Source organism: Curtobacterium sp. RM9, assembly GCF_054956955.1.
This window is the reverse complement of record NZ_CM143271.1, coordinates 927,165-951,344: the sequence shown is the minus strand read 5'-3', so window position 1 is coordinate 951,344 and position 24,180 is coordinate 927,165. Positions and strand designations below refer to the sequence as shown.

At 72.6% G+C, this 24,180-nt stretch carries 20 protein-coding genes and 1 tRNA gene; 6 read left to right on the top strand and 15 right to left on the bottom strand.

What is annotated here, in order from left to right; translation table 11 throughout:
* Window positions 1–3 precede the first annotated feature (3 nt).
* Window positions 4–1,302, top strand: a complete 1,299-nt coding sequence (locus ACY3FI_RS04525; protein ID WP_462549560.1) for a 6-phospho-beta-glucosidase — start codon at window positions 4–6, stop codon at window positions 1,300–1,302.
* Window positions 1,290–2,420 (top strand): N-acetylglucosamine kinase, encoded by a 1,131-nt coding sequence (locus ACY3FI_RS04520; protein WP_462549559.1) that lies wholly within the window; start codon window positions 1,290–1,292, stop codon window positions 2,418–2,420. The genes ACY3FI_RS04525 and ACY3FI_RS04520 overlap by 13 nt, the downstream gene beginning before the upstream one ends.
* A gap of 127 nt (window positions 2,421–2,547) precedes the next feature.
* On the opposite strand, the gene gap is transcribed toward ACY3FI_RS04520, so the two are convergent.
* The 11 genes from gap to mnmA all read right to left on the bottom strand — a co-directional run bounded on the left by gap (window position 2,548) and on the right by mnmA (window position 17,851).
* On the bottom strand, window positions 2,548–3,552 hold the full coding sequence (gene gap / locus ACY3FI_RS04515; RefSeq protein ID WP_462549558.1) for a type I glyceraldehyde-3-phosphate dehydrogenase: 1,005 nt from the start codon (window positions 3,550–3,552) through the stop codon (window positions 2,548–2,550).
* Window positions 3,553–3,643: 91 nt separating this feature from the next.
* A complete protein-coding gene (locus tag ACY3FI_RS04510) occupies window positions 3,644–4,597 on the bottom strand; it encodes a GlxA family transcriptional regulator (RefSeq protein WP_462549557.1) in 954 nt (317 codons plus the stop codon).
* 210 nt (window positions 4,598–4,807) lie between these two features.
* A complete protein-coding gene (locus ACY3FI_RS04505) occupies window positions 4,808–5,542 on the bottom strand; it encodes a methyltransferase domain-containing protein (RefSeq protein WP_462549556.1) in 735 nt (244 codons plus the stop codon).
* The gene (locus ACY3FI_RS04500) at window positions 5,539–6,678 is read right to left on the bottom strand and encodes a type III polyketide synthase (protein WP_462549555.1); all 1,140 of its coding nucleotides are present in this window, start codon (window positions 6,676–6,678) and stop codon (window positions 5,539–5,541) included. The genes ACY3FI_RS04505 and ACY3FI_RS04500 overlap by 4 nt, the downstream gene beginning before the upstream one ends.
* A gap of 148 nt (window positions 6,679–6,826) precedes the next feature.
* Window positions 6,827–8,332: an Asp-tRNA(Asn)/Glu-tRNA(Gln) amidotransferase subunit GatB gene (gatB, locus tag ACY3FI_RS04495; RefSeq protein WP_462549554.1), complete on the bottom strand. Its 1,506-nt coding sequence runs from the start codon at window positions 8,330–8,332 to the stop codon at window positions 6,827–6,829.
* Entirely contained in the window at window positions 8,332–9,879 is a 1,548-nt protein-coding gene (gatA, locus tag ACY3FI_RS04490) for an Asp-tRNA(Asn)/Glu-tRNA(Gln) amidotransferase subunit GatA (protein WP_462549553.1), read from the bottom strand. Before gatA ends, gatB begins: the two co-directional genes overlap by 1 nt.
* Entirely contained in the window at window positions 9,876–10,175 is a 300-nt protein-coding gene (gene gatC, locus ACY3FI_RS04485) for an Asp-tRNA(Asn)/Glu-tRNA(Gln) amidotransferase subunit GatC (protein ID WP_462549552.1), read from the bottom strand. The genes gatA and gatC overlap by 4 nt, the downstream gene beginning before the upstream one ends.
* Window positions 10,176–10,316: 141 nt before the next feature.
* Window positions 10,317–12,659: a transglycosylase domain-containing protein gene (locus ACY3FI_RS04480; protein ID WP_462549551.1), complete on the bottom strand. Its 2,343-nt coding sequence runs from the start codon at window positions 12,657–12,659 to the stop codon at window positions 10,317–10,319.
* Between the two features lie 90 nt (window positions 12,660–12,749).
* Window positions 12,750–14,159 (bottom strand): alpha/beta hydrolase, encoded by a 1,410-nt coding sequence (locus ACY3FI_RS04475; RefSeq protein WP_462549550.1) that lies wholly within the window; start codon window positions 14,157–14,159, stop codon window positions 12,750–12,752.
* A gap of 182 nt (window positions 14,160–14,341) precedes the next feature.
* Window positions 14,342–16,672, bottom strand: coding sequence for an NAD-dependent DNA ligase LigA (gene ligA / locus ACY3FI_RS04470; protein WP_462549549.1), 2,331 nt, complete (start codon window positions 16,670–16,672; stop codon window positions 14,342–14,344).
* Window positions 16,673–16,744: 72 nt separating this feature from the next.
* Window positions 16,745–17,851 (bottom strand): tRNA 2-thiouridine(34) synthase MnmA, encoded by a 1,107-nt coding sequence (gene mnmA, locus ACY3FI_RS04465; RefSeq protein ID WP_462549548.1) that lies wholly within the window; start codon window positions 17,849–17,851, stop codon window positions 16,745–16,747.
* Window positions 17,852–17,905: 54 nt separating this feature from the next.
* On the opposite strand from mnmA, the gene ACY3FI_RS04460 reads away from it, so the two are divergent.
* The 3 genes from ACY3FI_RS04460 (at window position 17,906) to ACY3FI_RS04450 (ending at window position 20,261) form a co-directional block, all read left to right on the top strand.
* Entirely contained in the window at window positions 17,906–19,198 is a 1,293-nt protein-coding gene (locus ACY3FI_RS04460) for an MFS transporter (protein ID WP_462549547.1), read from the top strand.
* A 102-nt stretch (window positions 19,199–19,300) separates the two neighbouring features.
* Window positions 19,301–19,381, top strand: a tRNA-Leu gene (locus ACY3FI_RS04455).
* Window positions 19,382–19,523: 142 nt separating this feature from the next.
* Window positions 19,524–20,261 carry a DedA family protein gene (locus tag ACY3FI_RS04450; protein ID WP_462549546.1) on the top strand — a complete coding sequence of 246 codons (738 nt, stop codon included), beginning with the start codon at window positions 19,524–19,526 and terminating at the stop codon, window positions 20,259–20,261.
* A gap of 51 nt (window positions 20,262–20,312) precedes the next feature.
* Here the strand turns inward: ACY3FI_RS04450 and rdgB are convergent, their stop codons facing one another.
* The 3 genes from rdgB to murI are packed head-to-tail and all read right to left on the bottom strand — an operon-like array spanning window position 20,313 to window position 22,476.
* Complete coding sequence (gene rdgB, locus ACY3FI_RS04445) at window positions 20,313–20,903, bottom strand: RdgB/HAM1 family non-canonical purine NTP pyrophosphatase (protein WP_462549545.1); 591 nt, start codon at window positions 20,901–20,903, stop codon at window positions 20,313–20,315.
* Window positions 20,900–21,634 carry a ribonuclease PH gene (gene rph, locus ACY3FI_RS04440; protein WP_462549544.1) on the bottom strand — a complete coding sequence of 245 codons (735 nt, stop codon included), beginning with the start codon at window positions 21,632–21,634 and terminating at the stop codon, window positions 20,900–20,902. The genes rdgB and rph overlap by 4 nt, the downstream gene beginning before the upstream one ends.
* Complete coding sequence (murI, locus tag ACY3FI_RS04435) at window positions 21,631–22,476, bottom strand: glutamate racemase (protein ID WP_462549543.1); 846 nt, start codon at window positions 22,474–22,476, stop codon at window positions 21,631–21,633. Before murI ends, rph begins: the two co-directional genes overlap by 4 nt.
* 69 nt (window positions 22,477–22,545) lie before the next feature.
* Between murI and ACY3FI_RS04430 the strand changes: the two genes are divergently transcribed.
* Window positions 22,546–23,835 (top strand): nicotinate phosphoribosyltransferase, encoded by a 1,290-nt coding sequence (locus tag ACY3FI_RS04430; RefSeq protein ID WP_462549542.1) that lies wholly within the window; start codon window positions 22,546–22,548, stop codon window positions 23,833–23,835.
* 19 nt (window positions 23,836–23,854) lie between these two features.
* Here the strand turns inward: ACY3FI_RS04430 and ACY3FI_RS04425 are convergent, their stop codons facing one another.
* On the bottom strand, window positions 23,855–24,118 hold the full coding sequence (locus ACY3FI_RS04425; protein WP_462549541.1) for a DUF3039 domain-containing protein: 264 nt from the start codon (window positions 24,116–24,118) through the stop codon (window positions 23,855–23,857).
* Between the last annotated feature and the right edge of the window lie 62 nt (window positions 24,119–24,180).

The following is a 24,180-nucleotide window of genomic DNA, read 5'->3' as shown; positions in this document are numbered from 1 at the left end:
ACAGTGAAACTCACGGTCATCGGTGGCGGATCCACCTACACCCCCGAACTCGTGGACGGCTTCGCCCGGCTCCGCGACCAACTGCCCATCGACGAACTCTGGCTCGTCGACCCCGACCCCGTCCGCCGCGAACTCGTCGGCGGTGTGGCGCGGCGCATGTTCGCGCACGCCGGGCACCCCGGCACCGTGCACGTCACCGACGACGTCGTCGCGGGCGTCTCGGACGCCGACGCGGTCATGTTCCAGCTCCGCATCGGCGGCCAGGCGGCCCGACAGCAGGACGAGACGTGGCCGCACGAGCTCTGCTGCATCGGGCAGGAGACCACCGGCCCCGGCGGGTTCGCGAAGGCGCTGCGCACCGTGCCCGTCGTGCTCGAGTACGCCGAGCTGGTCCGGAAGCACGCCAAGCCGGACGCCTGGATCGTCGACTTCACGAACCCGGTCGGCATCGTCACCCGCGCGCTCCTCGAAGCCGGGCACCGCGCCGTCGGACTCTGCAACGTCGCGATCGGCTTCCAGCGGCGGTTCGCGAAGGAGTTCGGCGTCGCCCCGGACCGGGTGCGGCTCGACCACGTCGGCCTGAACCACCTGACGTGGGAGCGCGGCGTGCACGTGCGCGACGACACCGGGGAGCGCGACGTGCTGCCCGAGCTGCTGTCCGAGGACGCCCTCGAGCGCACCGCACACAGCGTGAAGATGCACCCGGACCAGCTCCGCCTGCAGCACGCGATCCCGTCGTACTACCTGCGGTACTTCTACAGCCACGACGTCGTGCTCGAGGAGCAGCTGCACGAGCCGACCCGCGCGGAGGCCGTGATGGCGACGGAGCGCGCGCTGCTGACCAAGTACGCCGATCCGTCGGTCGTCACGAAGCCCGCCGAGCTCGAGCAGCGCGGCGGCGCGTACTACTCCGAGGCGGCGATCGACGTCCTGTCCTCGATCCTCGGCGACCGCGGTGACGTGCAGGTGCTCAACGTCCGGAACGACGGCACGTTCGACTTCCTCCCCGACGACCACGTCATCGAGGTGCCGGCACGCGTCACCCGGCAGGCGATCACCCCGCTCCCCGTCGCCCCGCTCGCACCGGACATGGCGGCGCTCGTCGCCCACGTCGCCGGGTACGAGCGACTGGCGCTCGACGCGGCCGTGCACGGCGGACGTGACCGGGTGCTCCGCGCGATGTGGGCGCACCCGCTCGTCGGGCAGGTCGACCGCGCCGAGAAGGCGACCGACCTGCTGCTCGCCGCGAACGCGGAGCACCTGCCGTGGGCGCGATCGGAGCAGGCGACGTGGGTGGCCTGAGCCGCACCGGCGTGACGGCGGCCACCAGCGCGGTGGCGGCGACCGACGGGACGACGGGGACCAGCGAGGCGGGGGCGATCCGTGCCTCCCGTCCGGTCGGCGCCGCCGGCGCCGGTGACGTCGTGCTCGCCGTCGACGGCGGCGGGAGCAAGACCGACGTCGTCGCGATCGCGCTCGACGGCAGCATCGTCGGGCACGCCCGGGGTCCGGGGTCGAACCCGCAGAGCCGTGGGTGGGCGATCGCCGGACCGATCCTCGACGACGTCCGCGGTCGGGTCGTGCGTCATCTCGGCGACCGGCGCATCCTCACCACGCACGTGTACCTCGCGGGGCTCGACCTGCACGACGAGCTCGTCGCCGCCGAGGCAGCGCTGTCCCGCTGGGCGGGCGACGGTGGAGCGCCGGACGTCCTCGACAACGACCTCTTCGCGCTGCTGCGGGCCGGCACCCTGTCGCCGGACGCCGCGGCGGTGGTGTGCGGGACCGGCATCAATGCCGTCGCGGTCCGCGCCGACGGTGCGACCGCCCGGTTCCCGGCGATCGGGGACATCTCCGGGGACTGGGGCGGCGGTGCGTACCTCGGCAACCGGGCGCTGTGGCACGCGGCGCGCGCCGAGGACGGCCGTGGACCGGCGACGGCGCTGCAGGTCGCGGTGCCGGCCGCGCTCGGCATGCGCTCGGTCCGCGAGGTCACCGAGTCGATCCACTTCGGCCGGCTCGACCTCGGGGTGTTCAACCGGCTCTGCCCGGTGCTCTTCGAGACCGCCGGCGGTGGGGACGCGGTGGCGCGGAGCGTCGTGGAGCGGCAGGCCGAGGAGATCGTGCTGCTGGCATCGGTCGCGCTCGGCAGGCTCGGCCTCGGCTCCGCGGGAACGGTGCCCGTCGTGCTCGGCGGCGGGGTGCTCGCGGCGCGGGACCCGTTGCTCGTGGAGGCGGTGGTGGCCGGGCTCGCGGAGCGGGTACCGGGCGCCGTGCCGACCTGGGTGACCGATCCCCCGGTGCTCGGGGCGGGCCTGGCGGCGCTGGAGTCCGTCGGGGCCGACGCTGCAGCGCTCGACCGCTACCGCGAGGCCGTGCGCTCCCGCTCCTTCGCGTCCACCACCGCCGCGATCACCTGAGCGGGCCGCGGGCGGGCACGCGCGCGCCCCGAGTCTCGCGCTGCGCGACAGATCATACGGCCGAGTGCCCGTGATGCGTCGCCCAGCGCGAGTCTCGCGCGCGGTCTGGCGAGACTCGCCCGCCGCGCTACCCCCGCGCGAGCATGCCCAGCGTGTCCACCACCCGGTTCGAGAACCCCCACTCGTTGTCGTACCAGGCCACGACCTTCACGTGCCGCCCCGCGTCGACCCGGGTCAGCAGCGAGTCGAACACCGCCGACTCCGGCCGCCCCGTGATGTCCGTCGACACGAGCGGGTCCGCCGTGTACGCCAGCACGCCGGCGAGCGCCCCCTCAGCAGCCGTCCGGTACGCCGCGTTCACCTCGTCCAGCGTGACGTTCCGAGCCACCACGGTGTTCAGCTCCACGATCGAGCCGACGGGCACGGGCACGCGGATCGAGTCGCCGGACAGCTTGCCGTCGAGCCGCGGCAGCACGAGCCCGATGGCCTTCGCCGCTCCGGTCGTCGTCGGCACGATGTTCACGCCGGCCGCCCGTGCCCGACGGAGGTCACGGTGCGGCCCGTCCTGCAGGTTCTGCTCCTGCGTGTACGCGTGCACGGTCGTCATGAAGCCGTGTTCGATCCCGGCGAGGTCGTCGAGCACGGCCGCGAGCGGTGCCAGCGCGTTCGTCGTGCACGAGGCGTTCGACACCACGGTGTGCGCCGCCGGGTCGTACACGTCGGAGTTGACGCCGAACGCGATGGTCGCGTCCGCGCCGGTCGCCGGCGCACTGATGAGCACACGTCGGGCGCCGGCCTCGAGGTGCCCAGCGGCCGCCTCGCGCGCGGTGAACCGACCGGTCGCCTCGAGCACGACCTCGACCCCGAGCTCGGCCCACGGCAGGTCGGCGGGTTCGCGTTCGGCGAGCACGCGGATGCGCCGTCCGTCGACGACGAGGGCGTCGCCGTCCACCTCGACGGTGCCGGCGAACGGACCGAGGGCTGAGTCGTAGCGGAAGAGGTGCGCGAGCGTCTCCGGCGCGGTCAGGTCGTTGACGGCGACGACGTCCAGGTCGTCACCGCCTCGGGCGAGGAGGGCGCGGAGCGTGTTGCGGCCGATGCGGCCGAAGCCGTTGATGGCGATACGAGTCATGTGTCCATGCTCACGAGCCGGGAGGCGCGGCTCCAGTGGCACGACGGCCAGCGTCCGGAAGGATCACGCCACCCTGGCGCGGCCGCCGCGGTCAGTCGCGGAACGTCCGCCGGTAGGCCGTCGGCGAGGTGCCGAGCACCCGCCGGAAGTGCGTCCGCAGGTTCGCGTCCGTCCCGAGTCCTGCTCGCTCCGCGACCTGGTCCACCCCGAGGTCCGTCGCCTCCAGCAACTCGCGCGCGAGGTCCACGCGGGCCCGGAGCACCCACTGCATCGGCGTGTACCCGGTGTCCTCGGCGAACCGCCGCGAGAACGTCCGCGGTGACACCGTCGCCTGCCGCGCCAACCGGTCGAGGGTCAGCGGTTCGCCGAGGTGCCGGAGCGCCCACTCCCGCGTCGCCGCGAACACGTCGCCGAGTGGCTCGGGCACGCTCCGTGGCACGTACTGCGCCTGCCCGCCGCTCCGGTACGGGGCGCTGACGAGGCGTCGTGCGACGTGGTTCGACAGCGCCACCCCGTGGTCCTGCCGGACGATGTGCAGGCAGAGGTCGATGCCGCTCGCCGCTCCGGCGCTCGTCAGGACGGACCCGGCGTCGACGAACAGGACGTCCTCGTCGACGTCGACGTCCGGGTACCGCTCGCGGAGCACGCGCGTGTAGTGCCAGTGCGTCGTCGCGCGCCGGCCGTCGAGGAGTCCGGCCGCGGCGAGCGCGAAGGCTCCCGTCGAGATCGCCGCGATCCGCGTCCCGGCGTCGTGCGCGGCGCGGAGTGCCGTCACGACCTCCGGGGGCGGTGGGACGTCGGCGGGGTACCGGTAGCCAGGGACGAAGACCGTGTCCGCCCAGTCGACGGCCTCGAGCCCGCGCCCGACGGCGTACGCGAGGCCGTCCCCGCCGTGCACGGTCCCGGCTCGCGGCCCGCACACCCGGACGGCGTACGGCATGCTCGGCCGGTTGGAGAACACCTGCGCCGGGATCCCCACGTCCAGTGGCTTCGCGCCCGGCAGCACGAGCACGGCGACCCGGTGCAGGGGCGGCGAGGCAGGCATGGTGCCGACGCTAGCGGACCACCGCGCGCTCGCCCTGCCGAGTCTCGACCCGCCCCGCTCGAGTCTCGGCCCGCCCCGCCCGAGTCTCGGCCCGCCCCGCCCGGGTCTCGGCCCCAGCGACACGTCACGCAGCCCGACGCGCGTGAGCTGTCGTCCAGCGCGAGACTCGGCGGTCGGCAGTCGGCGGTCGGCGGTCGGCGGTCCCCGCCGTCAGACCGCGGGTACCGCGTCCCGCACGGCGAGCAGACGGTGCGGGGACGCCGACTCGGCTCGCCACCCCGCGGGCAGCACCGCACGCAGTTCGGGCAGCGTGTAGCTCCGGCGGATCGACCGCAGGCCGTCGACCCGCACGAACGTCCCCGCGCTGACGAGCGGTGCACCGACCGCGTACGCACGGTACGCACTCGCCGACCGCCGGATGTCCGAGTGCAGGCTCCGGTTCGTCGCGAGTCGCTCCGAGTCGGCGAGGAAGCCGTCCCGCTCCTCGTCGCCGAGGTGGTGCAGCACGTGGTTCGACACCACGACGTCGAACCGCTCCCCCGCGGCCACCAGCTCGTCGCTCGACCGGCGCAGGAAGGTCACCCCGCGCGGCGTCGACCGTTCGGCGGCGTCGATCGCTCGGTCGTCCGGATCGGCACCGACGACGTCGAGCCGGATGCCGTCCGCGGCCGCCCAGCGGACGAGCGCCCGTGCGAGGTCTCCCCCGCCGCACCCGAGGTCGAGCACCCGTCCACCGCCGGACGCCGGCAGCGCGGGTACCACGTGTGTCCGCCACACCGACCGCCACCCGCTGACCAGGGCGTTCACGAGCGCGAACCGTCGGAAGGTCCGGTCGAGCACGCGTGGGTCACAGTCGGGGTCGTCCATGAGCTCGCGCAGGTCGCGGGCGCGCGTGGTCAGGTCCACGGCCGGGAGGCGCGACTCCCCGCCGGCACGTCCGCTCACGCCGACTCCGTGGTCGCGACCGGCGTCCGTGAGCCCTCGACCGCCGGCGACGCCTCGGTCCGCACCGCGGTCAGCCGCGCGCTCTCGACCGTCAGCCCCGGCCCGAACGCGAGGGCCACCAGGGCGCTGCCGTCCCGGAGCCCGGCGTCGACCGCGTCCCGGAGCACGAACAGCACCGTGGCGCTCGACATGTTGCCGTGCTCGCGGAGCACCCGCCGGCTCGATGCGATCGCCTCGTCGGGCAACCCGAGCGCGTCCTGCGCCCGGTCGAGGATCGCGCGGCCGCCCGGGTGCACGGCCCAGACGGGCACGTCGGTGGCCGGCGCTCCCCCGAGCAACGGCGCGACGGCCGCGGGGACGTACTGGCCGACGAGCTTCGGCACCGCGGTGGAGAGGACCATCTCGAAGCCCTCGTCGCCGATGTTCCACGCCATCTCGGACGCCCCCTCGGTGACGACGGCGGTGGCGAACCCGTCGAAGCGCAGCCCGGGACCGTCGGCGGTGACGACGGCCGCGGCGGCACCGTCACCGAAGACGCTGTTCGCGACGATCTGGTCGGGGTCGTCGGACGACCGGACGTGCAGCGTGCAGAGTTCGGCGCAGACGACGAGCACGACGGCGTCCGGGTCGGCGTCGACGAACGCGGCGGCGATGCGGAGCGCGGGGAAGGCCGCACAGCAGCCCATGAAGCCGATGTGGTGCCGGAACACACCGGCGGGCAGGCCGAGCCGGTCGACGACGTCGATGTCCGGGCCTGGCTGCGTGAAGCCCGTGCACGACACGGTGACGAGGTGCGTGACGGTGCCGGGCGCGATGCCGGCACGGTCGACCGCGTCCTGGGCGGCCGCGACGAAGAGGTCGGGCGCCAGCTCGCGGTACCGGTCGTTGCGCTGCCCGGTCGTCGGCGAGTGCAGGGCACCTGCGTCGTCGCGGAACGCACCGCCCGCGCGACGGGTGTCGAGCTCCTCGAGCACGGTGTGCCGGTGGTCCACCTCGGAGGCGCCGAACGCTGCGGGCACGAGGCGACCGGCGAGCCGTCCGAGTCCGGGCTGGGCGGCGAAGAGGTCGCGCACCCGGTCCTGGTCGAGCGTCGTCTCGGGGACGGCGGTACCGATGGCGCGGATCGTTGCTGACACGACTCATCCTGTCACCGGGTCGTGGACGCGTCCCCAGGAACCCGACCGAGACACCGCCGCACGGTCGACGCTGCGGAACGGACACAGCACCGTGGCGTTCCACGGTGCTGCGTCCGGAACCTGGTTCCGCGGGGCGCGTACCGACGCGCTACGACTGCTGCGCGCGCTCCAGCACGAGTTCGCGGACCCGGGCTGCGTCGGCCTGACCCTTCATGGCCTTCATGACCGCGCCGATGATCGCGCCGGCGGCCTGGACCTTGCCGTCCTGGATCTTGGCGAGCACGTCCGGCTGTGCGGCGAGCGCCTCGTCGACAGCGGCGGTGAGCGCCGAGTCGTCCGACACGACCTTGAGCCCACGCGCTTCGACGACCTGTGCCGGCGAACCCTCGCCGGCGATGACGCCCTCGAGCACCTGGCGGGCGAGACGGTCGGTGAGGTCACCGGACTCGACGAGCGCGATCGTCTCGGCGACGTGCTGCGGCGAGACGAGGTCACCGGCGGTGGCCTCCTGCGCGTTCGCCACACGGCTGATCTCACCGGTCCACCACTTGCGGGCGGCCTGCGGCGACGCACCGGCGGCGACCGTGGCCTCGACCTCGTCGAGCAGCCCACCGTTGACGACGTCCTGGAACTCGAGGTCGCTGAAGCCCCAGTCGCCCTTGAGACGACGACGGCGTGCGACCGGGGCCTCGGGCAGGGACGCCCGGAGCTCCTCGATCACGGCCGGGTCCGGCACGATCGGGAGCAGGTCGGGCTCCGGGAAGTAGCGGTAGTCGTCGGCGTCCGACTTCGGGCGGCCGGCCGAGGTGCGGCCGGTGTCCTCGTGCCAGTGCCGGGTTTCCTGCGTGATCGTGCCACCGGCGGCGAGGATCGCGGCCTGGCGCTGGATCTCGTAGCGGATGGCGCGCTCGACGGCGCGGAACGAGTTGACGTTCTTCGTCTCGGTGCGCGTGCCGAGCTTCTCCTGGCCCCAGGGGCGCAGCGAGATGTTGGCGTCGCAGCGCAGGTTGCCGCGCTCCATGCGGGCCTCGGAGACCCCGAGCGCGCGGACGAGGTCACGGATGACCTGCACGTACGCGGCCCCGAGCTCCGGAGCGCGGTCCTTCGCGCCGAAGATCGGCTTCGTGACGATCTCGACGAGCGGGACGCCGGCGCGGTTGTAGTCGACGAGCGAGTACTCGGCGCCCTGGATGCGGCCGGTGGCACCGCCGACGTGCGTCAGCTTGCCGGCGTCCTCCTCCATGTGGGCCCGCTCGATCGGGACGTTGAAGATCGTGCCGTCGGCGAGTTCGACCTCGACCTCGCCCTCGAACGCGATCGGCTCGTCGTACTGCGAGATCTGGTAGTTCTTCGGGTTGTCCGGGTAGTAGTAGTTCTTCCGGGCGAACCGCGAGGACTCGGCGATCGAGCAGCCGAGCGCGAGCCCGAGCTGGATCGAGTAGCGCACGGCCTGCTCGTTGACGACGGGCAGCGACCCGGGCAGCCCGAGGTCGACCGGCGTCACGTTCGTGTTCGGCTCGCCACCGAAGAAGTTCGGCGCGTCCGAGAACATCTTGGTCTTCGTCGCGAGCTCGACGTGGACCTCGAAGCCGAGCACCGGCTCGAAGCGCTCGAGCGCCTCGTCGAAGTCCATCAGCGCGTCCTTCTGCGCCATCAGATCACACCTTCCTGCGCAGCGGACTGCTGAGACTGGTCGAGGTCCGGGATGCTGTCGATGAGCGGACGACCCCACTGCTGTTCGAGCAGGCGCTCGAGGGCGGCGCCGTAGCGGTACAGGCGGGCGTCCTCGCGCTGCGGGGCCATCAGCTGCACGCCGGTCGGCAGCGAGTCCTCGGGAGCGAGGCCGTTCGGGATGCTCATGCCGGGGACGCCGGCGAGGTTCGCCGGGATCGTCGTGAGGTCGTTCAGGTACATCGACAGCGGGTCGTCGAGGCGCTCGCCCAGAGGGAACGCCGTGGTCGGGGCCGAGGGGCTGATGAGCAGGTCGACCCGCTCGAACGCGGCCTGGAAGTCGCGCTGCACGAGCGTGCGGACCTTCTGCGCCGAGCCGTAGTAGGCGTCGTAGTACCCGGCGCTCAGCGCGTAGGTGCCGAGGATGATGCGGCGCTTCACCTCGGGGCCGAAGCCGGCCTCGCGGGTGGCGGCCATGACGTCCTCGACGGTCGCGCCGTTCTCCGGCGTGACACGGAGGCCGAAGCGCACCGAGTCGAACTTCGCGAGGTTCGACGACGCCTCGGCGGGGAGGATCAGGTAGTAGGCGCTGATCGCGTGGGCGAACGAGGGCGCGTCGATCTCGACGACCTCGGCGCCCGCGGTCTCGAGGATCGCGACGGTCTCCTGGAAGCGCTGCGTGACGCCGGCCTGGAAGCCCTCGCCCCCGGCGAGTTCCTTCACGACGCCGACCTTCATCCCGCGGAGCGTGTCGGCCTGCAGGCCCTCGCGCGCGGCGGCGGCCATCGACGGCCAGGCGTCCGGGATCGACGTGGAGTCGCGCGGGTCGTGCCCGCCGATGACGTCGTGCAGGAGCGCAGCGTCGAGCACGGTGCGGGACACCGGCCCGACCTGGTCGAGCGACGAGGCGAGCGCGATCGCGCCGTACCGGCTGACGCCGCCGTAGGTCGGCTTCACACCGACGGTGCCCGTGACGGCACCCGGCTGGCGGATCGAGCCACCGGTGTCCGAGCCCAGAGCGAACGGTGCCTCGTGTGCGGCGACCGCGGCCGCCGAACCACCGCCGGAGCCACCGGGGATCCGGTCGAGGTCCCACGGGTTGCGGGTCGGGCCGTACGCCGAGAACTCGGTCGTCGAGCCCATCGCGAACTCGTCCATGTTGGTCTTGCCGAGCGGCACGAGGCCCGCGGCGCGGAGCTTCGCGACCGTCGTGGCGTCGTACGGCGGGACCCAGCCCTCGAGGATCTTCGACCCCGAGGTCGTCGGCATGTCCTGCGTGCACAGGACGTCCTTGATCGCGATCGGCACACCGGCGAGCGCGCCGAGCTCGTCACCGGCCGAACGACGCGCGTCGATCGACTTGGCGACGGCGAGCGCGTTCTGGTTGACGTGCAGGAAGGCGTGGACGTCGCCGTCCACCGCCGCGATGCGGTCGAGGTGGGCCTGCGTGGCCTCGACGCTCGAGACGTCGCGGGCCACGAGGGCGTCGGCGAGCGCTGCGGCGCTCAGCCGGGTGATGTCGTCGGTCACTGCTCTTCTCCCAGGATGGCCGTCACGCGGAACCGTTCGCCGTCGGAGTCCGGGGCGCCGGACAGCGCCTGCTCCTGGGTCAGCGTCTCGCCGACGACGTCGGGCCGCGTCACGGTGCCGAGGGGCACCGGGTGGCTCGTCGCGGGGACGTCCGGGGTCGCGACCTCGGTGACGCGGGCGACGCTGTCGACGATGTGCGACAGCTCCCCGGTCATCTTCTCGATCTCGTCGGGCGTGAGTGCGATACGCGCGAGGTCCGCCAGGTGGGCGACCTGCTCGCTCGTGATGTCAGGCATGGTGCTCCGTCGATCGGTTCGTGGAATGCGCACCAGTCTATTGGCCGCGTCCGGCGGCGGCGCGACGGCGACCAGAGCTGTGGAGAACCGGTCTGGAGGCGCGGTGCCGGTCCGCCGGACCGGCGCCGCGCCTCCCGACGGTCACCTGCCGTGCCGTGGCCGGGTCGGCTGCTGCTGCGTCGGTGCCTGCTGGCCCGACTGGCCGCTCTGCGGCTGCGCGGGCTGCTGCTGCTGCTGCTGCTGCTGCTGCGCACCCTGTTGCTGCGGCTGCGCTGCCTGCTGCTGCGTGGGCTGCTGGGTCTGCTGCCCCTGCTGGTCGGCGGAGGCGGTCGACGGCGCCGCCGCGACCTGCCCGATCATCGCCGGGTCCGGCGCCGGCAGCGCGTCCCCGCCCTGCGTCTGGTCGAGGTAGGACATCATCGTCCGGCCGACGCCGAACTTCGCGCTGTACCCGGTCGTGCCCTGCAGGAACGGCCAGTTCGCCAGGCGCACGTGCCCCTGCACGTTGCCGATCCAGGTGGCGTTCGTGTACTTCGTCGTCGACGCCACGAGCCAGTTCTGCTGGTCACCGTCAGTGGTGCCGGTCTTGGCGAACTTCGGGACGCTGTCGCCAGGGTTCGCGCTCGCGGCCGTGCCGGAGCCGCGGAGCACGCCCTGCAGCGCGAAGTCCACCGTGCCGGCGACGTCCTCCGGCACGCCCTGCGTGCACGAGGACGGCGTCGGCGTGATCTTCTTCCCGGTCGAGGTCGTCACGGCGACGATCGCGGTCGGGGTGCAGACGACGCCGCCGTTCGCGAACCCCGCGTACGCCTCGGCGAGGTCGATCGGCGACAGCGGGTTCGTGCCGAGCACCGACGCCGGGTTCGAGTCCGGCGCGGCACCGCTCGCCTGGTGGATGCCCATCGCCTGCGCGAGCTGCTTGATCTTGCAGAGGTCGAGCTGCTTCGCCATCGCGCCGAACGCGGTGTTGATCGACTCCGAGGTCGCGTCCTGCACCGTCATGCTCGGGTTCACGGCCTCGGCGTTGGCGACCTGCCAGGGCTCGCCACCGAGCGCGAGGCAGGAGTTGGTGAACTCGCTCTGCTGGAACGTGTGCTCGGTGGTCGAGACCGACTCGCTGAGCGTGTGCCCGCTCGCGAGCCACTCGGCCAGCGTGAAGACCTTGTACGTCGACCCGGTCGCGAAGCCGTTCGAGCTGCCGTAGCCGGAGTCGGCGTTGTAGTCCACCGAGGTGGAGCCGGCAGGAGCCGCGTCCGACTGCGTGTACGCCGTGTTCTGCACCATCGACAGGATGCGTCCGGTGCCGGGCTGGACCGTCACGTTCGTCCCGCCGGCCTCGACGCCCGGCATCGTCGCGGGGACGTACGAGGACAGGGCCTGCTGCGCGGTGGCCTGCAGGTCGAGGTCGAGCGAGGTGTGGATCTGCAGCCCCTCGGTGTCGAGCGTCTCGATCCGCTCGGGCTGCGTCTTGCCGAACGCCGGGTCCTGCAGCACCTGGTCGCGCACGTAGTCGCAGAAGTACCCGGCGTCGAAGCCCGCAGCGGCCGCGGAGCACCCGTTCGCGGTGGCGGTGATCCGCGGCGTCACCGGGGTGGCCTCCGCCGCCTTCGCCTGCGCCCGGGTGACGTCGTGGTGCACGGCCATCCGCTGCAGCACGTAGTCGCGGCGGGCCTTCGTCATCGCGTAGCCGTTCGCCGTGCCGTTGTCCTTGTCCGACGGCTGGTCGATGCGGAGGTTCGACGGGTTGTTCAGGATCGCGACGAGGGTCGCGGACTGCACGAGCGAGAGGTCCTTCGCGTGGACGCCGAAGTAGTACTCGGCACCCGCCTCGGCGCCGTACACCCGGCCGCCGAGCCCGACGAGGTTGAGGTACCCGGTGAGGATCTCGTCCTTCGAGTACTTCTTGTCGACGGCGACCGCGTACCGGATCTCCTGGAGCTTGCGCGCCTTCGAGTCGCCGGCGACCTTCTGGTAGCAGGAGTCGATCGCCGCCTTCGTCGCGGCGGCGTCCTTGCCGGTCAGTTCCTCGCACTGCTGCACGAGGACGTTCTTCACGTACTGCTGCGTGATGCTCGAACCGCCCTGCACGCTCGCCCCGTGGTGGACGGCGTCGGCGATCGTCGCGCGGACGGTGCCGATCACGTCGATGCCACCCTCGTCACGGAAGCGCGGGTCCTCGGTGTCGATCGCAGCCTGCTTGAGCGTGTCCGCCATCTGGTCCGACGCGACGGTCGTGCGGTTCTCGGCGTAGAACGACGCGATCTTGACCTGGTGACCGCCCTTCGTGGCGTAGACGGTCGACACCTGCTGCGGCGTCTGGATGTCGAGGTAGCTCGGCAGGTCCTCGAAGAAGGACACCGCGCCCGAGGTGCCCTCGCCCGCGACCGCCACCGCGGGGGTGACCGCCACCGCGACGAGCAGACCGGCGAGGCCCGACATCGCGACGAACGTCAGCAGGGCTCCTGGCCATCGCACGACACGCATGGGGGCACGGTACGGGCGGGGACTGTGGTGGTTCTGCCGTGGAACGACTCCTGGCTGCAGCGGCGTTCAGGGAGCCACCCAGGCTGCGGCTCAGTCGCGCTGCTGCAGGTCCTGCGGCCGGACGAGGTACATGTCCGGCGACGTCTGCGGCAGACCCTTCCCGCCGTGCTCGCCGCGTCGGAGCTGCTCGCGCACGAGGTCGCCGCGGCCGTTGGCGATGAGCGCGACGTCGTGCAGGGACGCCGTGCCCGGCTTGAGGTAGTCGTTGTGGCCGACCGGCTTCCGGAACAGGCCGCCGGTCGCGACGCCCCCGCTGCCGGCGAGGTCGAGCACCGTCGAGCCGAACGAGGCGGAGCCCGGGTCGGTGCCGAAGTACCCGGAGCCGGCGATCGGGTCGCTGTGCGCGTCGCCGACGAAGACCTGCCCGGCACCGACCGCCAGCTCGGACGCCCGCTTCACCGAGCTGCCCGGCGAGCCGAACACCGTCAGGGTGTCCGCGCGCATGTGCCCGGAGGACAACGCCATCAGCGCGGTCGTCGAGCCGTACGAGTGCGCGACCACGTTCACCCGGGGCGTCTCGCCGGCACGGACCGTGCGGAGACCGTCGACGGCCCGCTCGAGCCGCTCCGCTCCGGTCCGGGCCAGGTCGAGCGACAGGATGTTCGACAGGTCCGGTGTCCGGTAGCCCATCCACGCGACGACGGCCACGCCGTTGCCCTCCCCCGACTCGGCGAGCCCGGAGAGCGTCGCCTGCTCCGCGGAGAGGTCGTTCGCGGTGTCGGTGAAGTCGCGCATCTGCCCGGTGACGGTGAAGAACATCCCCGGGACGACCATGGTGACGTCCGCGGCGTGGTCGAGGTCGCCGATGGCGATGGCCGCACGTCCGGACCCCCGCGTGTCGAGGGTGACGAGCGACCGGTACGGGTCTCCCGGCTCGTGTCGGAGCGCGTCCCGCACCTGCCCGAGCATCGCGGCCGTCGCTGCACCGTCGGCGGTCCCGCCGTCGCGCTCCGCCGCGGACAGCCCCAGCGCGAGCACCGCCCGGTTCGCCCGGTCACGGACCGAGTAGGGCAGGCCGTCGAGGTTGCCGATCACCGTCGGAGCGTCGTGCACGAGGACCGCACGGCGGTCGGTGTCGAGGGCGCTCCACCACCGGGCGACCTCGACGGCGGTCGGTGGATCGTCCTGCGCGGTGGCGCGGACCCGGGCGTCGCCGTCCGCCGCGACCAGCGCGTCCGGGGCGAGTCCGGCGAGCGTCTCGAGGAACGCCCGTCCGTGCGCGGTGTCGATCGACGGCGTGGCGTCTGCCACCTCCGCCGCGTCACCCGCTGCCGTCGTCTGTACCCCGGTCATGACCGGCCGGCGAGCGATCGGGTCCTCCGGTCGCGTCGTCTGCGTCGTGGACACGACCGCCGCGGCGGGCGTGGGCACCGCTGGGGCCTCGACCACTCCGAAGGAGTGCATCGAGGCGGTGAGCAGAGCCGCGGCGATGAGCAGCAATCGGGTCTCCCCCGGGAAGGCCTTCCCGTCGTCCCCCTGCAGACGACGGGTGATGCTCTGCCGAGTGTAAGGAGAATGACCCTTCTCTGGGGGTGCTCGATGCAACTTGTCCCTCGAACTGGGGGACGTCCGTCCGCGCGGCGCGGCGAACACCCAGCTGGAGTCGTGCTCCAGCGGGCTGCTCAGCCGGCGGAGTCCCCCTCCGCCGGGTCCGCGATCGCGTCCGGACCCTCGGTCACCAGGAGCCGGAACTGCTCCGCGTCGATGATCCTGACCCCGAGCTGCTCGGCCTTCGTCAGCTTCGAACCCGCGCCGGGACCCGCCGCGACGTAGTCGGTCTTCTTGCTGACGCTCGACCCCGCCTTGCCGCCCGCGGCGATGATCGCCTCCTGCGCACCCTCGCGGCTGTACCCCTCCAGCGAACCCGTGGCGACCACGGTGAGGCCGCTGAGCACGCCGCCCTCGGTGTCGGCCGCACCGGGTCCGGGGTGTCCGGGCGTGGTGAACTGCACACCGGCGGCGGTCCAGCGCTCGATGATCTCGCGGTGCCAGTCGACCGCGAACCAGTCGAGCAGGGCGTCCGCGATGATCCCGCCGACACCGTCGACCGCAGCGAGCTCGTCACGCGACGCGGCACGGATGGCGTCCAGCGAGCCGAAGTGGTTCGCGAGCGCGCGGGCCGCGACCGGTCCGACGTGCCGGATGCTCAGGCCGACCATGATCCGCCAGAGCGGACGGGTCTTCGCGGCCTCGATGTTCGCGAGCATCTCGAAGGCGTTCTTCGACGGGTAGCGGCTCGGCTCACCGGTGAAGTCGGCACCGCGGGCGTCCGGGTCGAACGGCGGGTCGGTCTTCTTGCGGGCGCGGCTGAACGGCGTGACACGCTTGGGCGTGCCGTCCTCGTCGACCTTCTGCATGCCGGTCTCGGCGTCGCGGACGATCACCTCGATCGGGACGATGTCCGCCATCGTCAGGTCGAACAGCCCCGCCTCGGTCACGAGCGGCGGCTGCTCGGGGTGCAGCGGCTGGGTCAGGGCGGCGGCGGCGACCTCGCCGAGCCCCTCGATGTCGAGCGAGCCGCGCGAGGCGATGTGCTCGACGCGGCCGCGCACCTGCGCCGGGCAGCTCTCCGCGTTCGGGCACCGGAGGTCCTTGTCGCCCTCCTTCGCCGGGGCGAGCGGGGTGCCGCACTCGGGGCAGTGCGTCGGCATCACGAACTCGCGCTCTGAGCCGTCACGGAGCTCGACCACCGGGCCGAGCACCTCGGGGATGACGTCGCCGGCCTTGCGCAGCACGACCGTGTCACCGATGAGCACGCCCTTCGCCTTGACGACGTCCTGGTTGTGCAGCGTCGCCTGGCGCACCACCGAGCCGGCCACCTCGGCCGGGGCCATCACCGCGAACGGGGTGGCGCGGCCGGTCCGCCCGACGCTGACGACGATGTCGAGCAGCGTCGTGTGGACCTCTTCCGGCGGGTACTTGTAGGCGATCGCCCAGCGCGGGGCGCGCGAGGTCGAGCCGAGCTCCTCGTGCAGGGCCAGGTCGTCGACCTTGATCACCACACCGTCGATCTGGTGCTCCACCGCGGACCGACGCTCCCCCGTCGACCGCACGAAGCCGAGGACCTCGTCGATGGTGTCGAACACCCGGTAGTGGCTCGACGTCGGCAGGCCCCAGGTCTGCAGCAGCTCGTAGACCTCGGACTGCGCGTGCACCTCGGTGTCGCGCTCGAGGTCGCGCACCGGCCACGCGCCGATGCCGTGCACGAGCATCCGCAGCCGACGCAGCCGGTCGACCATCAGCGCCCGCTTCGCCTCGGACTTGCCCTCCTCCTTCTGCCGGAGGGACCCGGCGGCGGCGTTGCGCGGGTTGGCGAACACGCGCTCCCCCGCCTCGCGCTGGTGGGCGTTCAGCTCGTCGAACTCGGCGACCGGGAAGAAGATCTCGCCGCGGACCTCGACCAGCGGCGGGTGCCCGGTGCCGGCGAGGCGGTCCGGGATCGTGCCCATCGTCCGGACGTTGCCCGTGACGTCCTCGCCGACGACGCCGTCGCCCCGGGTCGCTGCGGACACGAGCCGGCCGTCCTCGTAGCGGAGGTTGATCGCGAGGCCGTCGATCTTCAGCTCGGTGAGGAACCGGACGCGCTCGGCACCGGCGTCGCGCTGCACCTTGACCGCCCACTCCGTGAGTTCCTCGGGGCTGAACACGTTGTCGAGGCTGAGCATCCGCTCGGCGTGCTCGACGGGCGCGAACTGCACCGTCTGCGCCTGCCCGCCGACGGTCTGCGTGGGGCTGTCCGTGGTGAGCAGGTCGGGGAAGCGCTGCTCGATCGCGTCGAGCCGGTGCACGAGCGCGTCGTAGTCGCCGTCGGAGACCGTCGAGCCGTTGCCCTCGTAGTACTGGTCGCGCAGCTCGTTGATCCGGGTGCGCAGGCGTTCCACCTCGCGCTGGGCCTGCGCGGCGTCGAGGTCGTCGGTGTCGATGGTCTCGAACGTGGCGTCGGTCTCGCTCATGGATCAGTTCTACCGTGCGCCACCGACGCCGGTCGCAGCGGCGGGGCGCCCGACCGCGACGCCGGGCGTGCCTCAGGCGGTGGCGGGGACCGCCGACACCGTGGCGTCGATCGTGCACTGCCCGAGCACACGGGTGCCGACGTAGACGACCGCGGTCTGCCCGGGCGCGACCCCGGACAGCGGCGCGTCCGGGTCGATCACGAGGGCACCGTCCTGCACCCGCGCCGTCGCCGGCACCGGGTCGCCGTGCGCGCGGATCTGCACGTCGCACGCGAAGTGGACGGACGGGTCCGCGGGGGCGGCACCGGCCCAGGTGAAGCGCGTGCCGGAGAGCGAGGTCACGTCGAGCGCCTCCTTGGGGCCGACCACCACCGTGTTGTCCTTCGGGCGGATCTCGAGCACGAAGCGGGGCTTGCCGTCCGGCGCCGGCCGACCGAGGTGCAGGCCGCGCCGCTGGCCGACCGTGTAGCCCGTTGCACCCTCGTGCGCGCCGACGACCGTGCCGTCGCGCTCGACGACGTCGCCGGGCTCGGTGCCGACGCGGTCCGCGAGCCAGCCGCGGGTGTCACCGTCCGGGATGAAGCAGATGTCGTACGAGTCCGGCTTCTGCGCGACCGTCAGACCACGCGCTGCCGCCTCGGCCCGGACCTCGTCCTTCGAGGGCGTGGCACCAAGCGGGAACATCGCGTGCCGGAGCTGTTCCGCCGTCAGCACGCCGAGCACGTACGACTGGTCCTTCGCCCACGCCGCCGACCGATGCAGCTCGCGCGAGCCGTCCGGACCGGTGAGGATCGAGGCGTAGTGGCCCGTGCAGACCGCGTCGAAGCCGAGCGCGAGGGCCTTCTCGAGCAGGGCCGCGAACTTGATCCGCTCGTTGCACCGCATGCAGGGGTTCGGCGTCCGACCGGCCTGGTACTCGGCCACGAAGTCGTCGACGACGTCCTCCTTGAACCGCGCCGAGAAGTCCCACACGTAGTACGGGATCCCCAGGGCCGAGGCGGCGCGCTGTGCGTCCATCGAGTCCTCGATCGTGCAGCACCCGCGGCTGCCGGTCCGAAGGGTCCCCGGCATCCGGCTCAGCGCCAGGTGCACGCCGACGACGTCGTGCCCGGCGTCGACCGCCCGGGCCGCGGCCACCGCCGAGTCGACCCCACCGCTCATCGCCGCAAGTACACGCATGCCTCCAGGGTAAGCGCATCCCGCGGCGACGCCAGGCGTACCGTTGCACGAGCGATGACCTCAGACTCCCCCGCCTTCGACCTCCGGGCGGTCGTGCTGTCCGGCTTCCTCCCCGCCGCCCTCTTCGCGATCGGCGAGGGCGCGATCATCCCGATCATCCCGATCGCCGCCGACTCCCTCGGCGCCGGGCTCGCGTTCGCCGGCTTCGTGGCGTCGCTGATCCTCGTCGGGGAGCTCATCGGCGACGTGCCCTCCGGCATCGTCGTCGCGCGCATCGGCGAGCGGAACGCGATGATCGGCGCCGCCGGGGTCTCGGTCGTCGGCCTGCTCGTCTGCACCGTCGCGCCGAACAGCTGGGTCCTCGCGGCGGGTGTCTTCCTCGTGGGCGTCTCGACCGCGGTCTTCGCGCTCGCCCGGCACGCCTACATGACGACCGCGATCCCGGTGCACGTCCGTGCCCGCGCACTGTCGAGCCTCGGCGGCGTCTTCCGCTTCGGCTACTTCGTCGGCCCGTTCATCGCCGCCGGGGTCGTCCACCTCACCGGCGCGAGCCGGAGCGCCTTCTGGATCCACGTCGTCTGCTGCCTCGCGGCGGCGACCGTGCTCCTCGTGGTGCGCGACCCCGCGACGGGCGCACGCGGCTTCCGGAGGCCGAGCCGCGCCTCCCGTCCGGGCCCCGGCGACCGCACCGACGTGCTGGAGCCGCCCACCGACACGGGCGCGCAGCTCGTCCAGCAGGAGGCGCACGGCCTCTTCCGCACCATCCGCGCGAACCGCGCGGTCCTGCTCCGCCTCGGCAGCGGCGCAGCGCTGATCGGCGCACTCCGCGCCGGTCGGCAGGTCATCCTGCCGCTCTGGGCCGTGAGCGTCGGGCTGCAGGACGCCACCGCTGCCCTCGTCATCGGCATCGCCGGCGCCGTCGACTTCGCGCTGTTCTACACGAGCGGGCAGATCATGGACCGCTGGGGACGCCTCGCGAGTGCGCTGCCGTGCATGCTCGGCCTGAGCGTCGCGTACTTCCTGCTCGCCTGGAGCGGCCACCTCGACGCCCGCGTCGGCTGGTTCGTGGCGATCGCGGTCGGGATGTCGCTCGCGAACGGCGTCGGCTCCGGCATCCTCATGACGCTCGGCGCGGACCTCGCGCCGCGCAACGCGCCCGCCCCGTTCCTCGGCGCGTGGCGCTTCACCGGCGACTTCGGGTCGGCGGCTGCGCCGCTGCTCATCTCCGGCGTCACCGCCGTCGCGTCGCTCGCGCTCGCGAGCGGGGTGATGGGCGTGCTCGGGCTCGTCGGCGCGGGCATCCTGCTCCGGTACGTCCCGCGGTACCTGCCGCGACGGTTGCGCTGACGGTGCGGCCGGTCGGCGGGTCGGCGGGTCGGCGGTCCGCCCGGTCTGGAGGCACGGTGCGCGCCCGCCCCGCCGGTCGCGCTCGGTAGACTGCCGCTGCTCGCGGGAGTGGTGGAATCGGTAGACACGCAGGATTTAGGTTCCTGTGCCCCAGGCGTGAGGGTTCGAGTCCCTCCTTCCGCACCGTCCCCCTCGCGGTTCCCCGCACGGGGGCCGCACGGTCGGCGAAGTCATACCCGTGGGGGATGGTCGCCCCATCGCCGGGCGGTACCCTCGTCCCGCGGGAGTCTTCCCCGTGCCCGCCGCCTCCACGACCGGAAGAACCATGCACTCCGTCGCACTCGCCCTGATCCCCTGGCTGGATCCGCAGTACATCCTCGACCACTTCGGGGCCGTCGCCGTGCTCGTCGTCTGCGCGATCATCTTCGCCGAGACCGGCCTGCTCGTCGGCTTCATCTTCCCGGGCGACAGCCTCCTCGTCATCACCGGCCTGTTCGCGTTCGACCGCGGCGGTGCGATCGGCGGGATCCCGATCTGGGTCGCCGCCCTGATGATCGCGGCGTCCGCGTTCCTCGGCGGCGAGCTCGGCTACTACATCGGCAAGAAGGCCGGTCCGCCGATCTTCGAGCGGAAGGACAGCGGGCTGTTCTCCAAGGCGAACGTCGACCGGACGAACGCCTTCTTCCACCGGTTCGGGCCCCTCGCGGTGATCCTCGCGCGCTTCGTCCCGGTCGTCCGCACGTTCCTGCCGATCGCCGCGGGCGTGGGCCGGATGAACTACAAGAAGTACTCGCTCTACAACGCGATCGGCGCGGTCATCTGGGGCGTCGGCGTGACGTTCCTGGGGTACTTCATCGGGCACATCCCCTTCGTGGCGCACATCGTCCGGTCGTACATCGACATCATCCTGCTCGCGGCCGTCGTCGTCACGGTCGTCCCGATGGCCCTCACGTACATCCGCAACGCGCGCAAGGCCAAGCACGCCGCCGAGGCCGAGGAGGCCGCTCGCGCCACGCAGTCGAAGCAGCCCACGCAGCCGGAGGCCGGCAGCACGCAGGCGTAGCGCGGGGGCTGCAGGGCCGGCAGTCACCAGACGGCTCCGCCGGCCCGCGGGTCAGACCCCGAAGTACTCGCGCACGATCGGCGCGATCCCCCGGAACGCCTTCGACCGGTGCGACAGCGCGTTCTTCTCGTCGCGCGTCAGCTCCGCCGACGTCCGGTCGGCGTCGTCGGGTCGGAACACCGGGTCGTACCCGTGGCCGCCGTCGCCGATCGGCTCGGTCGTGACCTCGCCGTTCCAGACCGCCTCGAACACGTGCTCGGTGCCGTCCGGGGTGACGAACGCGGCGGCGCAGACGAACGCCGCGGTGCGCTCCACGACGCCCTCGAGGTTCCTGAGCAGCAGCGCGATGTTGTCCGCGTCCACCCGGGTGCCGGCGTAGCGCGCGGAGTGGATGCCCGGTGCGCCGTGGAGGGCGTCCACGGCGATGCCGGAGTCGTCCGCGAGCGCCGCGAGCCCGGTGTGCGCGACCGCAGCCCGCGCCTTGATCAGGGCGTTCGCGGCGTAGGTGTCGCCGTCCTCGACGGGCTCGGGGCCGTCGTAGCCGACGAGCTCCACACCGCCGAGTGCCTCGCCCAGGATGTCCCGCAGCTCGACGACCTTGCCCTGGTTGTGGGTCGCGAGGACCACGGTGCGTGTGGTCACGAGGACAACCCCAGCACCTCGCGCTGGATCGCCGCGAGCGAGGCGTTGCCGGCGAGCCCGAGGTCGAGCAGCGTGTCCAGCTCGGCGCGGTCGAACGGTGCGTGCTCGGCCGTGCCCTGCACCTCGATGAACTTCCCGGAGCCGGTCGTCACGATGTTCATGTCCGTGTCGGCAGCGGAGTCCTCGGTGTAGGCGAGGTCGAGCATCGGCTCGCCCCCGACGATCCCCACCGAGATCGCCTGCACGCTGTCGGTCAGCGGTGACGCCTTCTTGCCGACGAACCCGCGCTCACGACCCCACTCGATCGCGTCGACCATCGCGACGTACGCACCGGTGAGCGATGCGGTCCGGGTGCCCCCGTCCGCCTGCAGCACGTCGCAGTCGATGACGAGGGTGTTCTCGCCGAGGCCCTTCGTGTCGACGACGGCGCGGAGCGACCGGCCGATGAGGCGGGAGATCTCGTGCGTGCGACCGCCGACCCGGCCCTTGATCGACTCGCGCTGCATGCGCTCGTTCGTCGACCGCGGCAGCATCGAGTACTCGGCGGTGACCCAGCCGGTGCCCTTGCCCGCGAGCCAGCGCGGCACGCCGTTGGTGAACGAAGCGGTGCAGAGGACCTTCGTGTTGCCGAAGGAGATGAGGGCGCTGCCCTCGGCCTGCGTGCTCCACCCCCGCTCGATGGTCACGGGACGGTGGTCGGAGGCGCTGCGGCCGTCGATGCGGGTGCTCATGGGGTCCTTTCGGTGCGGGGCAACGTGATCGCCCCTGTCTGGAGGTGTCCGACGCTCGAGACCTCGGGTCCGAGGAAGCGGCGGGCCAGTCGGATGAAGCCGTTCTTGTCGTCACCGGTCGCCTCGAACGCGTAGGTCGGCGGCTCCGGGGTCGTGCGTTCCAGCCCGTGCTCGACGAGCCGGCGGTAGACGTCGTTCGCGGTCTCCTCGGCGCTCGACACGAGGGTGACGTCCGGGCCCATCACGTACTGGATCGCAGCGGACATCAGCGGGTAGTGCGTGCAGCCGAGGACCAGGGTATCGACGTCGGCGTCGCGGATCGGCGCGAGGTAGCCCTCGGCCACCTCGCGGAGCGCGGGCGAGGAGGTGTCACCGGCCTCGACGAACTCGACGAACCGCGGGCAGGCGGCGAGCGTCAGGGTGACGTCCGCGGCGACCGCGAAGGCGTCCTCGTACGCGCGGGAGGCGATGGTGCCGACCGTGCCGATCACACCGATGCGCCCGGTGCGGGTCTGCTTCACCGCGGCGCGGGCGGCCGGCTGGATGACCTCGACGACCGGGATGCCGTACGCCTGCTCGTAGCGTTCCCGGGCGTCCCGCAGCACGGCGGAGGAGGCGGTGTTGCAGGCGATGACGAGCGCCTTGACGCCCTGCTCGACGAGGTCGTCCATCACCTCGAGCGCGTACCGCCGGACGTCGGCGATGGGCTTCGGACCGTACGGCGAGTGCACGGTGTCGCCGACGTACCGGATGCTCTCACGGGGCAGCTGGTCGATGATCGCCCGGGCCACCGTGAGCCCGCCGACCCCGCTGTCGAAGACTCCGATCGGTGCATCCGTCACGAACCCCAGCGTACCGAGCCGACGCCGCACCCCGTGCCCGCGCAGTGCCGCGTCGCTAGGCTCGGCGAGGTGACCAGTGCACTCCTCACCGACCAGTACGAGCTCACAATGGTGGACGCGGCCCTCAAGGACGGCACCGCCGACCGCCGCTGCGTCTTCGAGGTGTTCACCCGGCGCCTGCCGGACGGCCGCCGGTACGGCGTGGCCGCCGGACTCGGACGCTTCCTCACGGCCCTGACGGAGTTCCGCTTCGGCGACGCGGAGATCGGCTTCCTCCGCGACCGCCGGGTCATCGACGAGGGCACGGCGCGCTGGCTCGCCGACTACCGCTTCACGGGCGACGTCCGCGCGTACCGCGAGGGCGAGGTCTTCTTCCCGAACTCCCCCGTGCTCCAGGTCGAGGGCACCTTCGCCGAGGCCGTCGTGCTCGAGACCCTCGCGCTCAGCGTCCTCAACGCCGACTCCGCGATCGCCTCGGCCGCGGCCCGCATGGTGTCCGCCGCCGACCGCCGCCCGCTCGCCGAGATGGGTTCGCGCCGCACCGGCGAGTGGAACGCCGTCGCCGCCGCCCGCGCCGCGTACATCGCCGGCTTCGGCGCGACGAGCAACCTCGAGGCCGGCCGCACGTGGGGCATCCCCACGATGGGCACCGCCGCACACGCGTTCACCCTCCTGCACGACTCGGAAGAGGCGGCGTTCCGCTCCCAGCTCGACGCCCTCGGCTCGGGGACGACCCTGCTCGTCGACACGTACGACATCGAGGCCGCGGTCGACACCGCGGTCCGCCTGACCGACGGCAAGCTCGGCGCGGTCCGCATCGACAGCGGTGACCTGCCGAGCGTCGTCGCGAGCGTCCGCGCCCAGCTCGACCGGCTCGGAGCGACGGGCACGAAGATCACGGTCACGAACGACCTCGACGAGTACACCATCGCTGCACTCCGAGCCGCTCCCGTCGACTCCTACGGGGTCGGCACGAGCGTCGTCTCCGGTTCCGGACACCCGGCGGCGGGGATGGTGTTCAAGCTCGTGGCGCACCAGACGCCCGCGGGCGACGAGTGGGTGCCGGTCGCCAAGAAGTCGGCGGACAAGGCGTCGACGGGCGGTCGCAAGGAAGCCGGGCGACGGCTCCGCAACGGCATCGCGACGGCCGAGGTGGTCCGCACCTCGGGCTCCGTCGGCGCCGACGAGCGTCCGCTGCTGGTGCCCGTGGTCGAGCACGGCGAGGTCGACCCGGCGTTCCTGGGCAGCGCCGGGGTCGAGGCCGCCCGCGCCCACCACAAGGGCGCGAAGGCCGAACTGCCGGCGGACGCCGCCCGCATCGGGCGCGGCGACCCCGCGATCCCGACGCTGGTGATCTGATCCGCCGGCGCGGCGAGCGCTACTCGGCCTTCATCTTCTCGTAGATGGCCTTGCAGTCGGGGCAGACCGGGAACTTCTCCGGGTCGCGCCCCGGCACCCACTTCTTGCCGCAGAGTGCGCGGACGGGCTTGCCGCTCAGCGCCGACTGCAGGATCTTGTCCTTCTGTACGTAGTGCGAGAAGCGCTCGTGGTCGCCGGGCTCGATCGCCTCTTCCTCGAGGAGCTTCTCGAGCTCGCGGTCCATCACGTCGAGGCCGCCACCGCCGGGTTCCGTCATGCTCATGCCCCCAAGGGTACGACGGTGCGGGTGCGAGCGTCGGCCGGGAGGCACGGTGCCGGTCCGTC